General features: G+C 64.6%; 18 protein-coding genes. 4 read left to right on the forward strand and 14 right to left on the reverse strand.

Annotated elements, in window-relative coordinates; translation table 11 throughout:
• Window positions 1–11: 11 nt before the first annotated feature.
• Window positions 12–224, reverse strand: a complete 213-nt coding sequence (locus J7347_RS10125) for a DUF2093 domain-containing protein (RefSeq protein WP_067682986.1) — start codon at window positions 222–224, stop codon at window positions 12–14.
• 24 nt (window positions 225–248) lie between these two features.
• On the reverse strand, window positions 249–1,718 hold the full coding sequence (gene xseA, locus J7347_RS10130; RefSeq protein ID WP_209161928.1) for an exodeoxyribonuclease VII large subunit: 1,470 nt from the start codon (window positions 1,716–1,718) through the stop codon (window positions 249–251).
• On the opposite strand from xseA, the gene purD reads away from it, so the two are divergent.
• Window positions 1,717–3,015, forward strand: a complete 1,299-nt coding sequence (gene purD / locus J7347_RS10135) for a phosphoribosylamine--glycine ligase (RefSeq protein ID WP_209161929.1) — start codon at window positions 1,717–1,719, stop codon at window positions 3,013–3,015. The two genes, xseA and purD, sit on opposite strands and share 2 nt — an antisense overlap.
• A gap of 15 nt (window positions 3,016–3,030) precedes the next feature.
• Here the strand turns inward: purD and J7347_RS10140 are convergent, their stop codons facing one another.
• Both J7347_RS10140 and J7347_RS10145 read right to left on the reverse strand, forming a co-directional pair.
• A complete protein-coding gene (locus J7347_RS10140; protein ID WP_209161930.1) occupies window positions 3,031–4,176 on the reverse strand; it encodes a GGDEF domain-containing protein in 1,146 nt (381 codons plus the stop codon).
• Window positions 4,177–4,213: 37 nt separating this feature from the next.
• Entirely contained in the window at window positions 4,214–5,236 is a 1,023-nt protein-coding gene (locus J7347_RS10145; protein ID WP_209161931.1) for an adenosine kinase, read from the reverse strand.
• A gap of 124 nt (window positions 5,237–5,360) precedes the next feature.
• Between J7347_RS10145 and J7347_RS10150 the strand changes: the two genes are divergently transcribed.
• Window positions 5,361–6,068, forward strand: coding sequence for an EI24 domain-containing protein (locus tag J7347_RS10150; RefSeq protein WP_209161932.1), 708 nt, complete (start codon window positions 5,361–5,363; stop codon window positions 6,066–6,068).
• Window positions 6,069–6,078: 10 nt separating this feature from the next.
• On the forward strand, window positions 6,079–6,516 hold the full coding sequence (locus J7347_RS10155; RefSeq protein ID WP_067683141.1) for a hypothetical protein: 438 nt from the start codon (window positions 6,079–6,081) through the stop codon (window positions 6,514–6,516).
• Between the two features lie 15 nt (window positions 6,517–6,531).
• Here J7347_RS10155 and J7347_RS10160 read toward each other — a convergent pair whose 3' ends face one another.
• The 10 genes from J7347_RS10160 to J7347_RS10205 all read right to left on the reverse strand — a co-directional run bounded on the left by J7347_RS10160 (window position 6,532) and on the right by J7347_RS10205 (window position 15,220).
• A complete protein-coding gene (locus J7347_RS10160; RefSeq protein ID WP_067682978.1) occupies window positions 6,532–6,891 on the reverse strand; it encodes an iron-sulfur cluster assembly accessory protein in 360 nt (119 codons plus the stop codon).
• Window positions 6,888–7,430 carry an SUF system Fe-S cluster assembly protein gene (locus tag J7347_RS10165; RefSeq protein WP_209161933.1) on the reverse strand — a complete coding sequence of 181 codons (543 nt, stop codon included), beginning with the start codon at window positions 7,428–7,430 and terminating at the stop codon, window positions 6,888–6,890. Before J7347_RS10165 ends, J7347_RS10160 begins: the two co-directional genes overlap by 4 nt.
• An 8-nt stretch (window positions 7,431–7,438) precedes the next feature.
• Window positions 7,439–8,632, reverse strand: coding sequence for a cysteine desulfurase (locus tag J7347_RS10170; protein ID WP_348521611.1), 1,194 nt, complete (start codon window positions 8,630–8,632; stop codon window positions 7,439–7,441).
• Between the two features lie 86 nt (window positions 8,633–8,718).
• Window positions 8,719–9,492 carry a SufD family Fe-S cluster assembly protein gene (locus tag J7347_RS10175; RefSeq protein ID WP_209161934.1) on the reverse strand — a complete coding sequence of 258 codons (774 nt, stop codon included), beginning with the start codon at window positions 9,490–9,492 and terminating at the stop codon, window positions 8,719–8,721.
• Complete coding sequence (gene sufC, locus J7347_RS10180; protein WP_209161935.1) at window positions 9,489–10,241, reverse strand: Fe-S cluster assembly ATPase SufC; 753 nt, start codon at window positions 10,239–10,241, stop codon at window positions 9,489–9,491. Before sufC ends, J7347_RS10175 begins: the two co-directional genes overlap by 4 nt.
• Window positions 10,242–10,246: 5 nt before the next feature.
• Complete coding sequence (locus J7347_RS10185) at window positions 10,247–10,792, reverse strand: DUF559 domain-containing protein (RefSeq protein WP_209161936.1); 546 nt, start codon at window positions 10,790–10,792, stop codon at window positions 10,247–10,249.
• Window positions 10,792–11,202, reverse strand: coding sequence for a hypothetical protein (locus J7347_RS10190; RefSeq protein WP_209161937.1), 411 nt, complete (start codon window positions 11,200–11,202; stop codon window positions 10,792–10,794). Before J7347_RS10190 ends, J7347_RS10185 begins: the two co-directional genes overlap by 1 nt.
• On the reverse strand, window positions 11,199–12,692 hold the full coding sequence (gene sufB, locus J7347_RS10195; protein ID WP_209161938.1) for a Fe-S cluster assembly protein SufB: 1,494 nt from the start codon (window positions 12,690–12,692) through the stop codon (window positions 11,199–11,201). Before sufB ends, J7347_RS10190 begins: the two co-directional genes overlap by 4 nt.
• Window positions 12,689–13,132: an SUF system Fe-S cluster assembly regulator gene (locus J7347_RS10200; RefSeq protein ID WP_209161939.1), complete on the reverse strand. Its 444-nt coding sequence runs from the start codon at window positions 13,130–13,132 to the stop codon at window positions 12,689–12,691. The genes sufB and J7347_RS10200 overlap by 4 nt, the downstream gene beginning before the upstream one ends.
• Before the next feature lie 342 nt (window positions 13,133–13,474).
• Window positions 13,475–15,220 (reverse strand): DUF885 domain-containing protein, encoded by a 1,746-nt coding sequence (locus J7347_RS10205; protein WP_209162096.1) that lies wholly within the window; start codon window positions 15,218–15,220, stop codon window positions 13,475–13,477.
• 418 nt (window positions 15,221–15,638) lie between these two features.
• Here J7347_RS10205 and J7347_RS10210 point away from each other — a divergent pair, with 418 nt between their 5' ends.
• Entirely contained in the window at window positions 15,639–16,691 is a 1,053-nt protein-coding gene (locus J7347_RS10210) for a quinone-dependent dihydroorotate dehydrogenase (RefSeq protein ID WP_209161940.1), read from the forward strand.
• Window positions 16,692–16,694 lie beyond the last annotated feature (3 nt).

Below are 16,694 nucleotides of genomic sequence, written 5' to 3' on the forward strand. Positions count from 1 at the left end.
GCACCGCCTTTTCATTCACCCGCCATCCGCTTGGTCGCCATTTCGGCGCTGGCATAGGCTTCCTGGTGGTGGACGCTCCAATAGCGCAGCTCTTCCAGCGGGATCGCCTGTCCGCTGACCGCGCAGAACACGTGGGTGCCCGCGCGCAGGACGCGAAAGCCGTTGGGGCCGTAATGCAGCCGGGCTTCGCCGCCGCCGCTTCGATCTCGGGATGACATCAACATGGACCGCTCCCTAGCAAGCCGCGCTCATCCGAACAAATCCTCCTGCCCGGGCGGAGCGGCGGTTCGGCGCTTGGGACGCCTGGCGGGCGCCGCGGAAGGGGCGGAGGCGGGCGATCCTGCGGGAACGGCCGCCAGATCGCCGTCGCGGAATTTCAGCGTCAGCACGGCTTCCTTCGCCGCATCCGAGCGGTCCGTCAGCGTTTTGCCGTCCGCGCCCGTTACCCGGACATAGCCGCGCGCCAGCACGGCATCGGGATCGAGCGAACGCATCACGCGCACCGTGCCCGCCAGTCTCTCGCGCGAATCGCTTATACGGCGCTCGACCAGCGCGGGCGCCAACCGCGGCGCGGCAAGATCGCGTTCCGCATCGCGCAGGTTTCTCTGCAACACCGACGGAGTCAGCCGCAATTCGCCTAGCCGCTGTCGCCCCGCCGCCGCGCGGTCGAGCAGGCCGCGCCGCAAACGCTCGCCTGCCTCATCCAGCCTTTGCGCCTTGGGCTGCAGCAGCGCTTCCAGCTTCGGCATGCGCTGTACGCGCGCCTCGAGCCGCTCACGTCCCAACGAGACCGGACGCGCAGCGCATTGTCGTTGGCGATGGCCGAGATCGGCGAGCATGGCGGCAAGGTCCGCCTTTACCGGCACGGCGCGTTCCGCAGCCGCGGTCGGCGTCGGCGCGCGGACATCGGCGGCGAAATCGGCGAGCGTGGTGTCGGTCTCGTGCCCGACCGCGCTGATCGTGGGGATTGTCGATTCGGCGATGGCGCGGACCACGATCTCCTCGTTGAAGCTCCACAGATCCTCGATCGAGCCTCCCCCGCGCGCCACGATGACGAGATCGGGCCGGTTCGGATCGCCTGCATCCATGCCGGAAAAGCCCTGCACCGCCCTTGCAACCTGTTCGGCAGCGCCCTGCCCCTGCACCAGCACCGGCCAGACGATCACGCGGCTGGGAAACCGGTCCGCCAGCCGGTGCAGAATGTCGCGAATCACCGCGCCGGTGGGCGATGTCACCACGCCGATCGTGCGCGGGAGGAAGGGAAGCGGGCGCTTGCGTCGCTCGTCGAACAGACCCTCCGCCGCCAATCGCGCGCGCGTTTTTTCGAGCAGCGCCAGCAGCGCACCCTCGCCCGCCAGTTCCATCCGCTCGATCACGATCTGGTATTTCGAGCGTCCGGGATAGGTCGTCAGCTTGCCCGTCGCGACGACTTCCAGCCCGTCTTCCGGCTTGAAGGGGAGGCGCTGGGTATTGCCCCGCCACATCACGCCGTCGATCACGGCTTTCTCGTCCTTCAGCGCGCAATAGAGATGGCCGGAAGCCGCGCGCTTCACGCCCGACAATTCGCCGCGCAGCCGCACGAAGCCGAACCGATCCTCCACGGTCCGCTTCAACAGATTCGATATCTCGCTGATCGAATAGGCCTGGGCGTTGTCGCCGTCCGCCTGCCGCGCTACCAGCCCGCCGTCAGTTTTATCGTCTGAGAGGTAATCGGCCATGAATATCCTGTTGCTTGGCTCGGGCGGGCGCGAACATGCGCTGGCATGGAAGCTGGCGCAATCCCGGCTGCTGGCTGGCGAAGGCGACACGCTGTTCGCCGCGCCGGGCAATCCGGGGATAGCGGATCATGCGCAGCTCGTCGCCCTCGACATAGGCGACCAGGAAGCGGTGAAGACCTTCTGCGCCGAGAATGGGATCGGCCTCGTGGTCGTCGGCCCGGAAGTTCCGCTGGTCGAAGGGCTTGCCGATACCTTGCGCGATGCCGGCGTTCCGGTGTTCGGCCCGTCGAAAGCCGCCGCGCAGCTCGAAGGGAGCAAGGGTTTCACCAAGGATCTGTGCGAGCGGGCCGATATTCCCACCGCGCGCTATATCCGCGCGACCTCGCTGGAGGCGGCCTGGGGCGCGCTCAAACGCTTCGATCCGCCCTTCGTCCTGAAGGCCGACGGGCTGGCCGCGGGCAAGGGCGTGGTGATCGCGGAAACGCGCGAGGATGCGCAGCACGCGCTGTCGGACATGTTCGAGGGCAAGTTCGGCCACAATGCGCTTGGGGCGGGCGCGGAAGTCGTGATCGAACAATTCCTGACGGGCGAGGAAGCGAGCTTCTTCGCGCTGACCGATGGCACTCACATCGTCCCCTTCGGCACCGCGCAGGATCACAAGCGCGTGGGCGAAGGCGATCTGGGGCCGAACACCGGCGGGATGGGCGCGTATTCGCCCGCCCCGGTGCTGAGCGCCGATCTGCAGGAGCAGGCCATGCGCACCATCATCGAGCCGACCGTGACAGCGATGCGCGAGGCGGGCACCCCGTTTTCGGGCGTGCTCTATGCCGGGCTGATGCTGACGAGCGAAGGCCCGCAGCTGATCGAATACAATGTCCGTTTCGGCGATCCCGAATGTCAGGTGCTGATGATGCGGCTGGACAGCGATCTCGGCGAGATCATGCTCGCCTGCGCCGAAGGGCGGCTGGGGGAGATCGAACCGCCGCGCTTCAGCAAGGATTTCGCGCTGACGGTGGTGATGGCGGCCGAAGGCTATCCCGGCACACCCAAAAAGGGCGGCACGATCGACCTTGGCGAATCGGAAGCGCATGAGGCCAAGGTGTTTCACGCAGGCACGGCCCGCGACGGCGAAACCCTGACCGCCAATGGCGGCCGCGTCCTCAACGTGACCGCCCTCGGAGGGACCGCCAGCGAGGCTCAGGCCGCGGCCTATCGCGCGGTCGACGCGGTGGATTTCCCCGAAGGTTTCTGCCGCCGCGATATCGGCCAGCGCGAGGTGCGGCGCGAACGCGGCTGACCGGGCGCCGCAGCGTCAGGCCGCCAACCGTTCCGCCAGTTCGACACGGTTGCGCCCTTTTTCCTTGGCGCGATACAGCGCTTCGTCGGCGCGCTGCATGATCGCGGACAGATCCTCGCCCGCCGCATGTTCGGCGCAGCCCATGCTCGCGCTCAGATCCTCTTCGACCGAAAGGCTTTCGCGGCAGGCTTGGGCGAAGCTCCCGCGCAGCCGCTCTGCGATGTCGGCCGCATCCTGCAGCGTCGCCAGCGGCAGGTGCAGCGCGAATTCTTCTCCGCCGATCCGCCCGCACACGCTGCGCCGCTCGGTCGCCTTTTCCAGCACGTCTGCGAAGACGCAGATCGCCCCATCGCCCATATCGTGGCCGTAGCGGTCGTTGATGCGCTTGAAATGGTCGAGATCGGCGAGGATCAGCACGCCCGGTTCGCGCCGGATCGAATCGAGCGCGAGATATTCGAACGTCCCGCGATTGTAGAGCCCGGTGAGGTAATCGCGCTCAGCCCGGAAGCGGATATCCGCCAGCGCCCAGGCCGCCACGCGCACGATTATCAGCACGATGGCCAGCAGTTCGAGCGCGCCCAATACGACGAGATAGGTGCGATCGACATCCGAAGTGCGCAGCTCGGCAAAGCCCATGTCGAGGCCAAGAATCGACGGGACCACGACAAGTCGGCTCGCTTCCACCGCCACCACGCCCATCAGAACGGCGAGGAGGGCCCAATCCAGCCAACGTTTGCGGCTCACCTTCCATACGCGATAGGCAAGCTCGCATTCGATCATCGCGAAACCGCTCACCATCGCGGCGTAAGCGAGCACATACGGGACTTCGAGAACGGTCCCGGCAAAAGCGGCGATCAGCAGGCCGAAAGCCGCGCTGCGCCAGCGCCAATAGCCGTAGGGCTGGCGATAGACCTGGCGCAGCGCCTGGGCGAAGCCGATCAGCGCCAGCGGGACCAGCAGCGTGGCGCTCGCCATGTCGAACAGGGGCCCGCGCGACAGGCCGATCGTCCAGACCTGGAGCGTCCCGATCGCGATCGACCCGAACAGCCAGGCAAGCGCGCGCTTGCGCCGCATCCCGGCGAGCAGGGCCGCCACGCACATGACAGCCGTCCCGAACAGCACCACGTAGAGGGTGTTTATCGTGACGGTGAAGTCGGTCATGGTGAGGGTGTGCCGGTCAAGGTCTGCGAGCGAGAGCTTACCCGAGCCGCTTCGCCACCAGCGCCTTCAGATCGGCTTCGCTGCGCGCGCCGTAATGCGAGATGATTTCCGCCGCGCAGACCGCGCCCATGGTGAGGCAGGTTTCAAGGCTCTCGCCGCGCGCATGGCCGGTGAGGAAGCCTGCCGCGAAGAGGTCGCCCGCACCCGTGGTGTCGACCACCTTGTCGACCGGTTCGGCAGGGACTTCCGCGCGGGTTTCCCCCTGCACGGCGACTGCGCCTTTGGCGCTGCGCGTCGCGACGACGGTGGGGATCTTGCCGCTGAGACTGGCGAGGCCTGCGTCGAAATCAGCCTCGCCCGTCAGCGTGGCCAGCTCGGTTTCATTGACGAACAGGATGTCGATCTGTCCTTCGTCGATCAGCGCGCGGAAATCGTCGCCGTGGCGATCGATCACGAAGCTTTCGCTGGCCGTGAAGGCGACCTTGCGGCCCGCTTTGCGCGCAACCTCGATGGCGCGGCGCATGGCGCGGCGCGGCTCTTCCGGATCCCAGAGATAACCTTCGAGATAGAGGATGCCCGCGCTGGCGATCAGATCGTCGTCGAGCGCTTCGGCGGGCAGGTACTGAGTCGCGCCCAGAAACGTGTTCATCGTCCGCTCCCCATCGGGCGTCACGAAGATGAGGCAGCGCGCGGTGGGCAGGCTGTCCTCGCTGCCCTCGGCAGGGCGAGAGGGCGTCTCGTAATCGACGCCGATGGCGCGGATGTCGTGCGTGAAGACTTCGCCCAGCTGATCGTCCGCCACCTGGCCCACGAAAGCGCATTTCGCGCCCAAGGCCGCCATGCCCGCCAGCGTGTTCGCCGCCGATCCGCCGGAGATTTCCTTTGCAGGGCCCATCGCGCCATACAATTCGTCGGCCCGTTCGGTATCGACCAGCGTCATCCCGCCCTTGTTGAGGCCGAGTTCGCCGATCAGCGCGTCTTCGCACGGGGCCATTACGTCGACGATGGCGTTGCCAATGGCGATGACGTCGTATTGGGTCGGGGTGGCGGTATCGGTCATGGATGCTCCAGCGAGAAAATTCATCGTATCGCGCGCGGTTAGCGGTTCGGCGGATCGAGGCCAAGGGCGCGATTGACTTGGCGCTACGCCTCTTCCACTCCGCGCCGCTGATGACGAGCCTGCAATGACGAGCCTACCCCGGGCCCTCGCCCTGTCGATCGCCCAGCTCGGCGACCGCGCGATCCTGCGCGTGCTCGCGAAGTCCGCAGGCCTGACGCTGGCGATTTTCGCAGGGCTCGGCGCGGCCCTGTGGTGGGCGCTCGATGCGGTGATCGAGGACTGGATCGTCGCTAATCTCCCTGCCGATTACAGCGATGGATTGGCAGGTTTGGTCGCTCTGGTGCTCGGCCTGCTGGCGGCGTGGTTCCTGTTTCGCGTGGTCGCGCTGGCCGTGATCCAGCTTTTCGCGGACGAGATCGTCCAGGCGGTCGAGGCGCGCCATTATCCGCAAGCCGCGGCAGCCGCGCGGACGCTGCCCTTGCGCGAAGACATCGCCAATGGCGTACGCGGCGCAGGGCGCGCGATCCTGTTCAACCTGATCGCCCTGCCCTTCGCGCTGGTGCTGCTGGTAACGGGCATCGGCACCGCGCTGTTGTTCTGGTTCGTCAACGCGCTGCTTCTGGGACGCGAACTGACCGAAATGGTGGCGCTGCGTCATTCTCCGCGCGGAAGCGATAGCGGCCCGGCCATCGGCGCGATCACGCGCTTTGTCCTGGGCGGTATCGTGGCGGCGCTACTCGCCATTCCGTTTCTCAACCTGCTCGCCCCGGTTGTCGGCGCGGCGAGCGCCACGCATCTGATCCATGGGAGGCCGCGCCATGCGCCGGTTTGAATTTTCTCATATGGCGATGCCCGCCGTCTTTTTGGGCCTCGCCCTTTCGGGCTGCGTCGCGACCCCGCCTGCGGGCACGACCGGAACGCCATCCGAGACACAGCGTCCCCGGCCCACCAGCCCGCCGCCGATGACAGTGCCGCAGCCGACACCTGGCACCCAGCCCGGCGCTTTCATCCCCCCGCGGGTGATGAATATGCCCGGCCTCGAAGGCGTGATCGGAAGCAATGCGAGCGCACTCGCCAATCTGTTCGGTCCGCCCCGCCTGCAAGTGCGCGAAGGCGATGCTGTGAAGCTGCAATTCACCGGACAGGCCTGCGTCCTCGACGTCTATCTCTATCCGCTGACCCAGGGCGCGGAGCCGACCGCCACCTATATCGATGCCCGCCGGGCAAGCGACGGGCTGGACGTGGACCGCGCCGCTTGCGTGACCGCGCTCAGGCGTTGAAGCGCTGTTGCGCGCTTACACCATGAAGCTTTCGCCGCAGCCGCAGGCACCCTTGGCGTTGGGATTTTCGAACACGAAACCGGCGGTGAAATCGTCCTCGCGCCAGTCCATCGTGCTACCGACGAGATAGAGCACGCTCGCCCCGTCGATGTAAAAGGTGCCGCCGGGGGTTTCGATCTTCTCGTCGAACTTCGCTTCCTCGCTGACGTAATCGACCGAATAGGCGAGGCCCGAACAGCCCCGGCGCGGGGTCGACAGCTTGACGCCGATCGCGTCGTCGGGCGCGCGCGCCATCAGATCGGCGACGCGCTGTTCGGCCGCTTCGGTGAGGATGACGGCGGCCTTGGGCATCGGGCGGGTTTTCGTCTCGGTCATAGCATTCCCAGTTCGAGGCGCGCTTCGTCGGTCATCTTTTCCGGGCTCCACGGCGGATCCCAGACCAAATTCACTTCGGCATCGCGCACGCCGGGCACGCTGGCGGCGCGCAGTTCGACTTCGCCCGGCATGCTTTCGGCCACCGGGCAGTGCGGCGTCGTCAGCGTCATGGTGACGATCACGTCGCTTTCGGGCCCCACCTCGACTCCGTAGATCAGGCCGAGATCGTAGATATTGACCGGGATTTCCGGATCGTAGATTTCCTTCAACGCCGCGATCACCTTCTCATACAGCTCGCCGCCCGGTTCGCCCGCATTCGCGCCTTCGGGCTTCTTCTGGAGAAAGCCTTCGAGATAGTCGCGCTTGCGCTCCAGCTTGGCGCCGGCGCTTTCCTCGGGATCTACGGCGTCCGAAACACGTGCGCGCGGCGGTTTCGAAGGCGCGACGACCTGCTCCGTCGGCGAGGGCGCCACAATCTGTTCGGTCGGCGAGGGGGCCGCAATGAAATCCTGGTCCTGATCGGTGTCGGTGGTGCTCATATCTGGTCTCACGCGAAAATCTTGAGAGTGCGATCGATACCGCGAAGAAGTGCGGCAATGTCGCTATCGTCGGAATAGAGGCCGAAACTCGCCCGCGCGGTGGCGGGTACGCCCAGATGCTCCATCAGGGGCTGCGCGCAGTGATGCCCGGCCCGGATCGCGACGTCTTCTTCGTCCAATATGGTGCCGAGATCGTGCGGATGAACCCCTTCGATGGCAAAAGAGACAATTCCCGCGCTTTCCTCAGGCCCGAACAGAGTGACCGAATTGAGTGTGCGCAATTCCTCGCGCAGCGTCTTCGCCAGCGCGGCTTCGTGCGCGAACAGTCTGTCCGGCCCCTGTTCGGCGACATAGTCGATGGCGGCATGCAGCGCGATCGCTTCGGTGATCATCGGCGTGCCCGCCTCGAAACGCTGCGGCGGCGGGGCATAGGTGCTGCGCGCGAATTCGACCTTTTCGATCATCGCGCCGCCACCCTGCCAGGGCGGCATAGCTTCGAGCAGGTCCTTGCGGCCCCACAACACGCCGATCCCGGTCGGCCCGTAAAGCTTGTGGCCGGAGAAAACATAGAAATCGCAGCCCAGCGCTGTCATGTCGAGCGCCATGCGCGGCGCGCTCTGGCACCCGTCGAGCAGCAGTTTCGCACCCACGGAATGCGCCAGATCGGCGGCGGCGCGCGCGTCCAGCACCGATCCGAGCACGTTCGAGACATGCGCCAGCGAGACGATCTTCGTGCGCGGAGTCAGGATATCCTCCAGCGCGCCGAGATCGATCCGCCCATCCTCAGTCAGCGGGCAGACGTCGATGACGGCACCGGTCCGCTCCGCGATCATCTGCCATGGCACGATATTGGAATGATGTTCCAGCATGGAGAGGACGATCCGGTCGCCCTCGCGCAGGTTTGCCATTCCCCAGCTCTGGGCGACAAGGTTGATCCCCTCGGTCGCACCGCGCACGAAGACCACTTCGTCCTCGCTATCCGCGCCGATGAAATCCGCCACGCGCCGCCGCGCCGCTTCGTAACCCAGCGTCATCTGCGCACTGCGGCCATAGACGCCGCGATGCACGGTCGCGTAATCCGCACCTAGCGCGCGCGACATCGCGTCGATCACCTTTTGCGGCTTTTGCGACGACGCGGCGGTATCGAGATAATGCCATGGCTTGCCATTGGCGGTGAAGAGGCCCGGAAAATCGGCCCGCACACCGTTCGCCTCGAGCGCAGTCGAGAGGCCCTTGTCTGGACGTGTCTCGACTTCGCTCGACACGAGCGGAGAAGTTTGGCTGGCGCTCACAGATGCTTGTCCAGCTTGCCCAGCGCGACATCCATCAGGCGCTCGCTCTCTTCCTCATCCTCCAGAGCCACGAAGGCATCGCCGAGAAAGGCGCGGACCAGCAGCTTGCGCGCGGTTTCGGGCGGCAGGCCGCGCGCCGCCATGTAATAGCGCGCCTGTTCGTCCAATTGGCCGACCGTGGCGCCGTGGGCGCATTTCACATCGTCGGCATAAATTTCGAGCTGGGGGACCGAGTTCACGCTCGCGCCCTTCTCCAAGAGCAGGCCCTTGAAGTCCTGCTTGGCATCGACCTTCTGCGCATCGCGCGCGACGTCGATCCGGCCGAGAAAATTGCCGGTGCCTTGCCCCCAATGGACGCCGCGCACCACCTGGTTGCTGGTGGCGTTCGGGTGATCGTGCGCGATGCGGGTGACGAATTCGCGCGTCGTGTCGCGCCCGCCGAGCGTGACGCCGCCGAATTCGAAGTGCCCGCCTTCTTCGACCAACACGACCATTTCGACCCGGCCCAACCGGCCCGAGGCGATCACGCCGAATATCTCGCAGGTGGCATTCTTGCGCACGTTGATGCGCAGGCGGCGCAGTTCGGTGGCGTCGCTGACCGCATCGCCTTCATCGGCGATAACGATGGTGTCGCGAAAGGTCTCGCCTTCGGCCACGTCGATATCGCGCCATTGGTCGAACGTGCCGAGGTCCATGCCTGCAAGCGCGTCCGTGTTCGAATAGCGCCAGGCTTCGTCTTTCCGCGTCGGGAGGATGATCGCTTCGCTCACGCCGCCTCCGCCATCACCGCGTCATAGCCTTCGGCCTCAAGCCGCTGCGACAGGTCGGCATCGCCCGTCTTCACGATCCGCCCCTGCGACAGGATATGGACGAAGTCCGGCTTCACGTAATCGAGCAGGCGCTGGTAATGCGTGATCAGCAGCACGCCCTTGTCGGGCTTGCGCATGATCGCGTTGATCCCGTTCCCCACGGTCTTCAGCGCATCGATGTCGAGCCCGCTATCGGTCTCGTCCAGAACGGCCAGTTTCGGGTCGAGAATGCCCATCTGGACCATTTCGGCGCGCTTCTTCTCGCCGCCCGAAAAGCCGACATTCACCTGCCGCTTGAGCATTTCCATGTCGAGCTTGAGCAGAGCCGCCTGTTCCTTGGCATGCTTCAGGAATTCGCCGCCCGACAGCGGCTCTTCCTCGCGCGCCTGACGCTGGGCGTTGAGCGCCTCGCGCAGGAACTGGACATTGGAGACGCCGGGGATTTCGACCGGATACTGGAAGCCGATGAAGAGTCCCGCCGCCGCGCGCTCGTGCGGATCCAGATCGAGCAGGTCTTCGCCCGCGAATGTCACGCTGCCGCCGGTCACTTCGTATCCCGGCCTTCCGCCGAGCACATAGGCGAGCGTCGACTTGCCCGCGCCATTGGGGCCCATGATGGCATGGACCTCGCCCGCATTCACGCTGAGCGAGAGGCCGTTGAGGATTTGCTTGCCGTCTATTTCGGCGTGGAGGTCTTTGATTTCGAGCATGTCTGTTATCTCGTCTGGTCGCGATGCGGGCCCGGTTTGCGGGGCCGCGAATAATGCTGGTTGGGATTGGCCGCGGCATGGGCGCGCGCGGCCTCTTTCTTGTCGGCAATGCGGCTGCGCATGCCGAGCGTGATGCGCTGGAGCACGCTGTCGATATCCGTCAGGATGTCGGAGGCGGCGATCCGCATGACGCGGATGCCGACCGATTCGAGGCTCTTGTCGCGACGTTTCGCCAGCGCTTCATCCGCGCCCTCCTCGTCGATCATGATCGCCATGCCGAGATTGTGGCAGTTGAAGTCCACGATCGCGCTGCCGACCACGGCGAAGCGCTTGAAGGTATAGCGGCCCATATCCGCCTTGGCGAACTTCTCGGCGAGCGCCTTGTGCGCTTCGGAGGAATGGCGCCGCAGCTCGCGCGCCTGTTCGTGCAGGACGTCGAGCCGCTTGTCCGAAATCTCCCACCCACGGCCCTTCTTCTTGAGCGCGGGAGCGGTGTCGTCGGTTTCCGACGGTTCGCGAAGCTGGAGGGTTTTGCGGTCGGTCTCCGGCATCAGTCCTGTTCCGTCACCGGTTCAGCCATCGGAGCTATGTAAGGAGCCTGGAAATCGTCGAACTCATCCAAAAATGCTAAAACGCGATTCCTTCTGTTCTCTTCATTGTCGCCGACGCCATGCTTTCGATACAAATCGGCTCCGTACTCGACGGCATCGGTCCGCAATTGATCGCAGTTTTCCGGCTGATCAGTAAGATCGACGGGCTCGCCGTCGGATTGTACCGTATCGTACTGCTTGGCAGTGACACACATCATATACGGCATCACCGCGGGCACGATCTCGTCGGGAACGTCCAGCGAGCGCGAGACGGTGACGATGCTGCTCTCCGTCTCTTCTATTTCCTCTACCGTCGAAACGGTGGCGGCTTGGGCCATACCCAGGACACTCATAAGCAAAAGAAACATCACCCCACACTCCCCTCGAGCGAAATCGCCAGCAGCTTCTGCGCTTCCACCGCGAATTCCATCGGCAACTGCTTCATCACTTCCTTGGCGAAGCCGTTGACGATCAGCGCGATCGCCTCTTCCTCGCCCAAGCCGCGTTGCTGGGCGTAGAACAGCTGGTCGTCCGAAATCTTCGACGTGGTCGCCTCGTGCTCGATCTGGGCGCTGGGATTCTTGACCTCGATATAGGGCACGGTGTGCGCGCCGCATTGGTCGCCCAGCAGCAGGCTGTCGCATTCGGTGCGGTTGCGGACATTGTCGGCATTGGCGGCCACGCGCACGAGGCCGCGATAGGTGTTGTTCGACTTGCCCGCCGAAATCCCCTTGGAGATGATGGTCGAGCGCGAACCGCGCCCGTTGTGGATCATCTTGGTGCCGGTGTCGGCCTGCTGGTGATTGTTCGTCACCGCGACCGAGTAGAATTCGCCCACGCTGTCCTCGCCATTGAGGACGCAGCTGGGATATTTCCACGTGACGGCGGAACCGGTTTCGACCTGGGTCCAGCTGATCTTGGACCGCGCACCTTGGCAGAGGCCCCGCTTGGTGACGAAATTGTAGATCCCGCCCTTGCCTTCCGCATTGCCGGGATACCAGTTCTGGACGGTCGAATACTTGATCTCCGCATCGTCCAGCGCGACCAGTTCCACGACGGCGGCGTGCAGCTGGTTCTCGTCGCGCATCGGCGCGGTGCAGCCTTCGAGATAGCTGACATAGCTACCCTTCTCCGCCACGATCAGCGTGCGCTCGAACTGGCCGGTGTTTTCCGCATTGATGCGGAAATAGGTGCTGAGCTCCATCGGGCAGCGCACGCCTTCGGGGATGTAGACGAAGGTGCCGTCCGAAAAGACCGCGCTGTTCAAGGTCGCGAAGTAATTGTCGCGCTGCGGCACCACCTTGCCGAGCCACTTCTTCACCAGCTCGGGATATTCGCGGATCGCTTCGCTGATGGAGCGGAAGATGACGCCTGCCGCTTCCAGCTCCTTGCGGAAGGTGGTGGCGACGCTGACGCTGTCGAAAACGGCGTCCACCGCGACCTTGCGCGCGCCTTCGACGCCCGCCAGCACTTCCTGCTCCGCGATCGGGATGCCGAGCTTGTCGTAGACCGCTTTGATGTCGGGATCGAGCTCGTCGAGCGATTCCAACTTCGGCTTGGCCTTGGGCTCGGCGTAATAATAGGCGTCCTGATAGTCGATCTCGGGATAGCCGAGCTTCGCCCAGTCCGGCTCTTCCATGTCCTTCCACAGCCGGAAGGCCTTAAGCCGCCAGTCGAGCATCCATTCGGGCTCTTTCTTCTTGGCGGAGATATATTTGACGGTGTCTTCGTTCAGGCCCTTGGGCGCGAATTCGGTGTCGATATCCGAATGCCAGCCGAATTCGTATTCGGCGGCGCGCGCCGCGGCATCGCGGGCGTCCTGATCCTGAACGGGTTCCTGAAGGTCTACGGTATCGGTCATGCCAGTTCTTTCGGAGCGTGTGTCTTGGGCGCGTGGGGAGCGGGCGCGTCGGCCAATTGGGTGAGCGGTATTCCGGCGAGCGCGCCGCGCAGGGCGCCGTTGATGACGGGCCAGTGGGGGCGCAGGCTACAATCCTGGCCGATCGTGCAATCCTGCCCTTCGACGCAGGCGGTCAGAGCGATCGGGCCTTCCACCGCCTCGACGATGTCGGCAACACTGATCGCGGCGGCCGGTCGCGCGAGCTGCAATCCGCCACCCGCCCCGCGCACCGAACGCAGCAAACCCGCCGCGCTCAATTTGCTGACGAGCTTCTGCACGGTGGGGACCGGAAGCCCGGTTTCCGTCGCCAATTCCGCCGCACTCGTCCGCCCGCCACCGCAATGACGCGCGGCGGCGTGCATGGTGACGACGGCATAGTCGGCGAGATTGCTGAGGCGCATGCTGGCCAAATCGGAGCAATGCGGTCCGATTTCAACCGAAAACGGTTTGTTGCGAGTCGTTATTATGTTTGTGTTCCGCATCCCCGCCGGGATGCGAAATCCTCGCGCCTATCGGCGCTGCGGACGCGCGGTCGCGCTTGCGGGCCTACGGCCCGTGCTCCGCGACCAAGCCTTTGGGCCTGGAATGGTCCGGTCCGCGACCAGCGGACCGCAAGGGCACGCGCCCGCCCGGCAGGTGCCCGACCGAAGGGAGTAACAGCACCGAGGACGAAGCCACGGAGGTGGCTTCGAAACACAAAAACTCGCCCCAGCGGAGGCGGGTTCGCAAAACAAAGCTTCCGCCTATTTTTCTTCAGCGATCCAGGCGTCGACATTCTCTTCCATGATCGCCAGCGGCACCGGGCCGGTTTTGAGGATCACGTCATGGAAGGCGCGGATGTCGAAATCGTCGCCCAGCGCGGTCTGCGCCCGGTCGCGCAGTTCCATGATCTTGAGCTTGCCGATCATGTAGGCGGTCGCCTGCCCCGGATAGACGATATAGCGTTCGATCGCCTTCTCGATATCGCCGGGCGGGTTGGGCGTGTTGTCCGTGAGGTACTGGATCGCCCGCTCGCGGCTCCAGCGCTTGTGGTGGATGCCGGTATCGACCACCAAGCGCGCCGCCCGCCATAGTTCCATCCCGAGCCGTCCGAAATCGGAATAGGGATCGGTATAGAAGCCCATATCCTTGCCCAATTCCTCCGAATAGAGCCCCCAGCCCTCGCTATAGGCAGTGACTCCGCCGAAGCGGCGGAAGGGCGGCACATCGCCCAATTGGGTCTGGATCGAGAGCTGGAGGTGGTGGCCCGGAAGCCCCTCGTGATAGGCGAGCGCTTCGAGCTCGTTCTTGCTCATGTCCTTGAGATTGTAGAGATTGACGTAATAGGTCCCCGGCCGCGATCCGTCGGGCGCGGGGCGCTGGTAGAAGGCCTTGCCCGCGCTTTTTTCGCGGAACGCTTCGACCGGCTTGATCACCAGCGGATCGCTCGGCAGCGTATTGAAGAAGTCCGGCAGGCGGGCCTCCATCGCGTCCAGCTTGGCCTCCGCATCCGCCAGATAGGCTTCGCGCGTATCGTAGAAGAAGCGATCGTCGGTGCGGGTGTATTCGAAGAAATCCTGGAGATCGCCTTCGAACCCGACCTGATCCATGATCGTGCGCATCTCGTTATGAATGCGCTCGACCTCGCGCAGGCCGATCGCGTGGATCTGGTCGGCGGTGAGATCGGTGGTGGTATAGTTCTTCAGGAGCGCCGAATAATAGGCCGCCCCGTCGTCGAAGCGCCAGATACCGTCATCGGTCGGCGCCATCGTCTGCTGGCGCTGCATTTCGGCGAGCAGGCGCTGGTAGGCGGGGCGAGCGCTCTCGCTCCAGGCCGTTACGGCGCGCGCGATCAGCGCCCCGCTCTGCGCTTCACCCAGCTCGAGCTTTTCCACCTTGCCGCGGAAATCTTCCAGAATGGCGTTCTCGCGTCCGTCTTCCAGCAGGTTCTCGATATCCGAGATGACATAGGGATAGACCCAATCGGGCGGCATAACGCCCGCTTCCGCCCGTTCGCGCGATTCGGCAGTGAGCGTATCGAGCACTGCACCGAGCCCTTCGATCCGGCTGACGTAATCCGCCGCCTGATCCGCATTGGCGATCGAATGGATGTTGATGAGGAAAGCGGGCAGCTGGCTCTGCGCGCCGTTCATCTGGTCGAAGACGTATCCGTTCTCGCGGAAGGGAAACAGCATCGCGCTGTTTTCAGCCTGATAGTCGAACAGGCGATAGGACAGCGTGTCCTGCGGCGAGAGATTTGCAGGCGCGTATTCGGCGCGCATGGTCGCGGCCGTCGTCTGCTGAAGCCGCTCCTCGGCGATCGTCGCAGCATCGGAGAAATCGCCCCAGCGCCCGTAATCCTCGTCGCGAATACCGCGATAGGCCTTAGACAGAGGCGACAGAGCGAGCTGCGCCTCGTCGTAATTTTCGAAAAAGGTTCCGATATCGGCGCTCGCGCTCGGGGCGGCAGGAGAGGCGACCGCGCCGTTTGCGGCGGGCGGTTCGTTCATCGCCGTCGCGCATCCGCCAAGCGCCAGCGCGCACACACCGGCCAGATATCCCTGCAGCGACCGTTTCGTTCCGATGGCCATCGTCAAGCTCTCCCAAAAACTGCGTTGCCAAAGGCGCTAGCGCGTCGGAACGGGTCTTGGCCAGCCGAAAGCGGACGGTAATTGTTTGAGCGAACGGGAAAAAAAGGGCGGCCCTGCCGAAATGGAAAGGCCGCCCCTCAAAAGGTGAGAACCCGCCGCAGAAAGCGCCGAGCCCTTCGGGTCGCATTTCCGGTTTACGCGTAAGTGTGTCGCTCGAATAGGACAGATGCGACAAGTTGCAGCGCGTCAAGGTATCAAATGATATCGTTTGGCGGTTTTTTGATGTTCGAATCGCATCGTCTCGACACGATTCGGTGAACGCGCCATAGCGCCAGAGATGCTGTTCGATCTCCTGCGCCCCGCGATCTTCGCGCTCGATCCAGAGCGTGCCCACACCCTGACGGTGGCGGCGCTGAAACATCTGCCGCCGGGTCGCAAGCCCGCCCCCGGGCCGCTGACGACAAAGGTCGCCGGGCTAACCTTTCCCAATCCGGTTGGTCTGGCTGCCGGTTTCGACAAGAATGGCGAAGTGCCCGACGCCATGCTGGGAATGGGGTTCGGTTTCGTGGAGGTCGGATCGATCACGCCGCGCCCGCAGGAGGGTAATCCGAAGCCCCGCCTGTTTCGCCTGGCCGAAGATCGCGCGGTCATCAACCGGATGGGATTCAACAATCGCGGCGGGGCCGAAGCGGCACAGCGTCTGTCTGCGCGGCGGACACGCGGCGGGATCGTCGGCATCAATGTCGGCGCCAATAAGGACAGCGCCGATCGCGTCGGCGATTACGCGGCGATGACGCGGCTGCTGGCCCCGCTGGCAAGCTATCTGGCGATCAATATCTCCAGCCCCAACACGCCCGGCCTGCGCGCATTGCAGGACGAAAGCGCGCTGACCGGCCTGATCGATGGCGTGATGGATGCTCGGGCGCAGGTCTGCCGCCCCGGATCGGACACGCCGCCCCCGCCGGTCTTCCTGAAAGTCGCGCCGGATCTGGAACCTGCCGATATTGACGCCATCGCGCGAATCGCCATCGACACGGGCCTCGGCGCGCTGATCGTATCGAACACCACCATCTCGCGCCCCGATCTCGCCTCGCGGCACCGCGAAGAAACCGGCGGCCTGTCCGGTGCGCCGTTGCGCAACCTCGCTCTCCAGCGCGTGCGCGATTTCCGAAAGGCGACGGGCGGAGCGATTCCGCTCGTCGGCGTCGGCGGCATTGCAGATGCCGAAGACGCCTGGGCCCGCATCCGCGCAGGTGCGAGCCTGGTGCAGCTCTATTCCGCCCTCGTCTACGAAGGGCCGGGCCTTGCGCGCAAAATGGTACGCGGCCTGGAAAAGCTCATGCGCCGCGACGGATTCGCCTCGATTGCCGAAGCGGTCGGAAGCGAATAGCAA

The organism is Erythrobacter sp. A6_0, assembly GCF_017744235.1.
GTDB lineage: Bacteria > Pseudomonadota > Alphaproteobacteria > Sphingomonadales > Sphingomonadaceae > Qipengyuania.

What these genes read in the sequence shown, in the direction of transcription:
- J7347_RS10125 (WP_067682986.1), bottom strand. Translation starts at nt 224, where the DNA reads ATGTTGATGTCATCCCGAGATCGAAGCGGCGGCGGCGAAGCCCGGCTG.
- purD (WP_209161929.1), top strand. Translation starts at nt 1,717, where the DNA reads ATGAATATCCTGTTGCTTGGCTCGGGCGGGCGCGAACATGCGCTGGCA.
- xseA (WP_209161928.1), bottom strand. Translation starts at nt 1,718, where the DNA reads ATGGCCGATTACCTCTCAGACGATAAAACTGACGGCGGGCTGGTAGCG.
- J7347_RS10140 (WP_209161930.1), bottom strand. Translation starts at nt 4,176, where the DNA reads ATGACCGACTTCACCGTCACGATAAACACCCTCTACGTGGTGCTGTTC.
- J7347_RS10145 (WP_209161931.1), bottom strand. Translation starts at nt 5,236, where the DNA reads ATGACCGATACCGCCACCCCGACCCAATACGACGTCATCGCCATTGGC.
- J7347_RS10150 (WP_209161932.1), top strand. Translation starts at nt 5,361, where the DNA reads ATGACGAGCCTACCCCGGGCCCTCGCCCTGTCGATCGCCCAGCTCGGC.
- J7347_RS10155 (WP_067683141.1), top strand. Translation starts at nt 6,079, where the DNA reads ATGGCGATGCCCGCCGTCTTTTTGGGCCTCGCCCTTTCGGGCTGCGTC.
- J7347_RS10160 (WP_067682978.1), bottom strand. Translation starts at nt 6,891, where the DNA reads ATGACCGAGACGAAAACCCGCCCGATGCCCAAGGCCGCCGTCATCCTC.
- J7347_RS10165 (WP_209161933.1), bottom strand. Translation starts at nt 7,430, where the DNA reads ATGAGCACCACCGACACCGATCAGGACCAGGATTTCATTGCGGCCCCC.
- sufC (WP_209161935.1), bottom strand. Translation starts at nt 10,241, where the DNA reads ATGCTCGAAATCAAAGACCTCCACGCCGAAATAGACGGCAAGCAAATC.
- J7347_RS10185 (WP_209161936.1), bottom strand. Translation starts at nt 10,792, where the DNA reads ATGCCGGAGACCGACCGCAAAACCCTCCAGCTTCGCGAACCGTCGGAA.
- sufB (WP_209161938.1), bottom strand. Translation starts at nt 12,692, where the DNA reads ATGACCGATACCGTAGACCTTCAGGAACCCGTTCAGGATCAGGACGCC.
- J7347_RS10200 (WP_209161939.1), bottom strand. Translation starts at nt 13,132, where the DNA reads ATGCGCCTCAGCAATCTCGCCGACTATGCCGTCGTCACCATGCACGCC.
- J7347_RS10205 (WP_209162096.1), bottom strand. Translation starts at nt 15,220, where the DNA reads ATGAACGAACCGCCCGCCGCAAACGGCGCGGTCGCCTCTCCTGCCGCC.
- J7347_RS10210 (WP_209161940.1), top strand. Translation starts at nt 15,639, where the DNA reads ATGCTGTTCGATCTCCTGCGCCCCGCGATCTTCGCGCTCGATCCAGAG.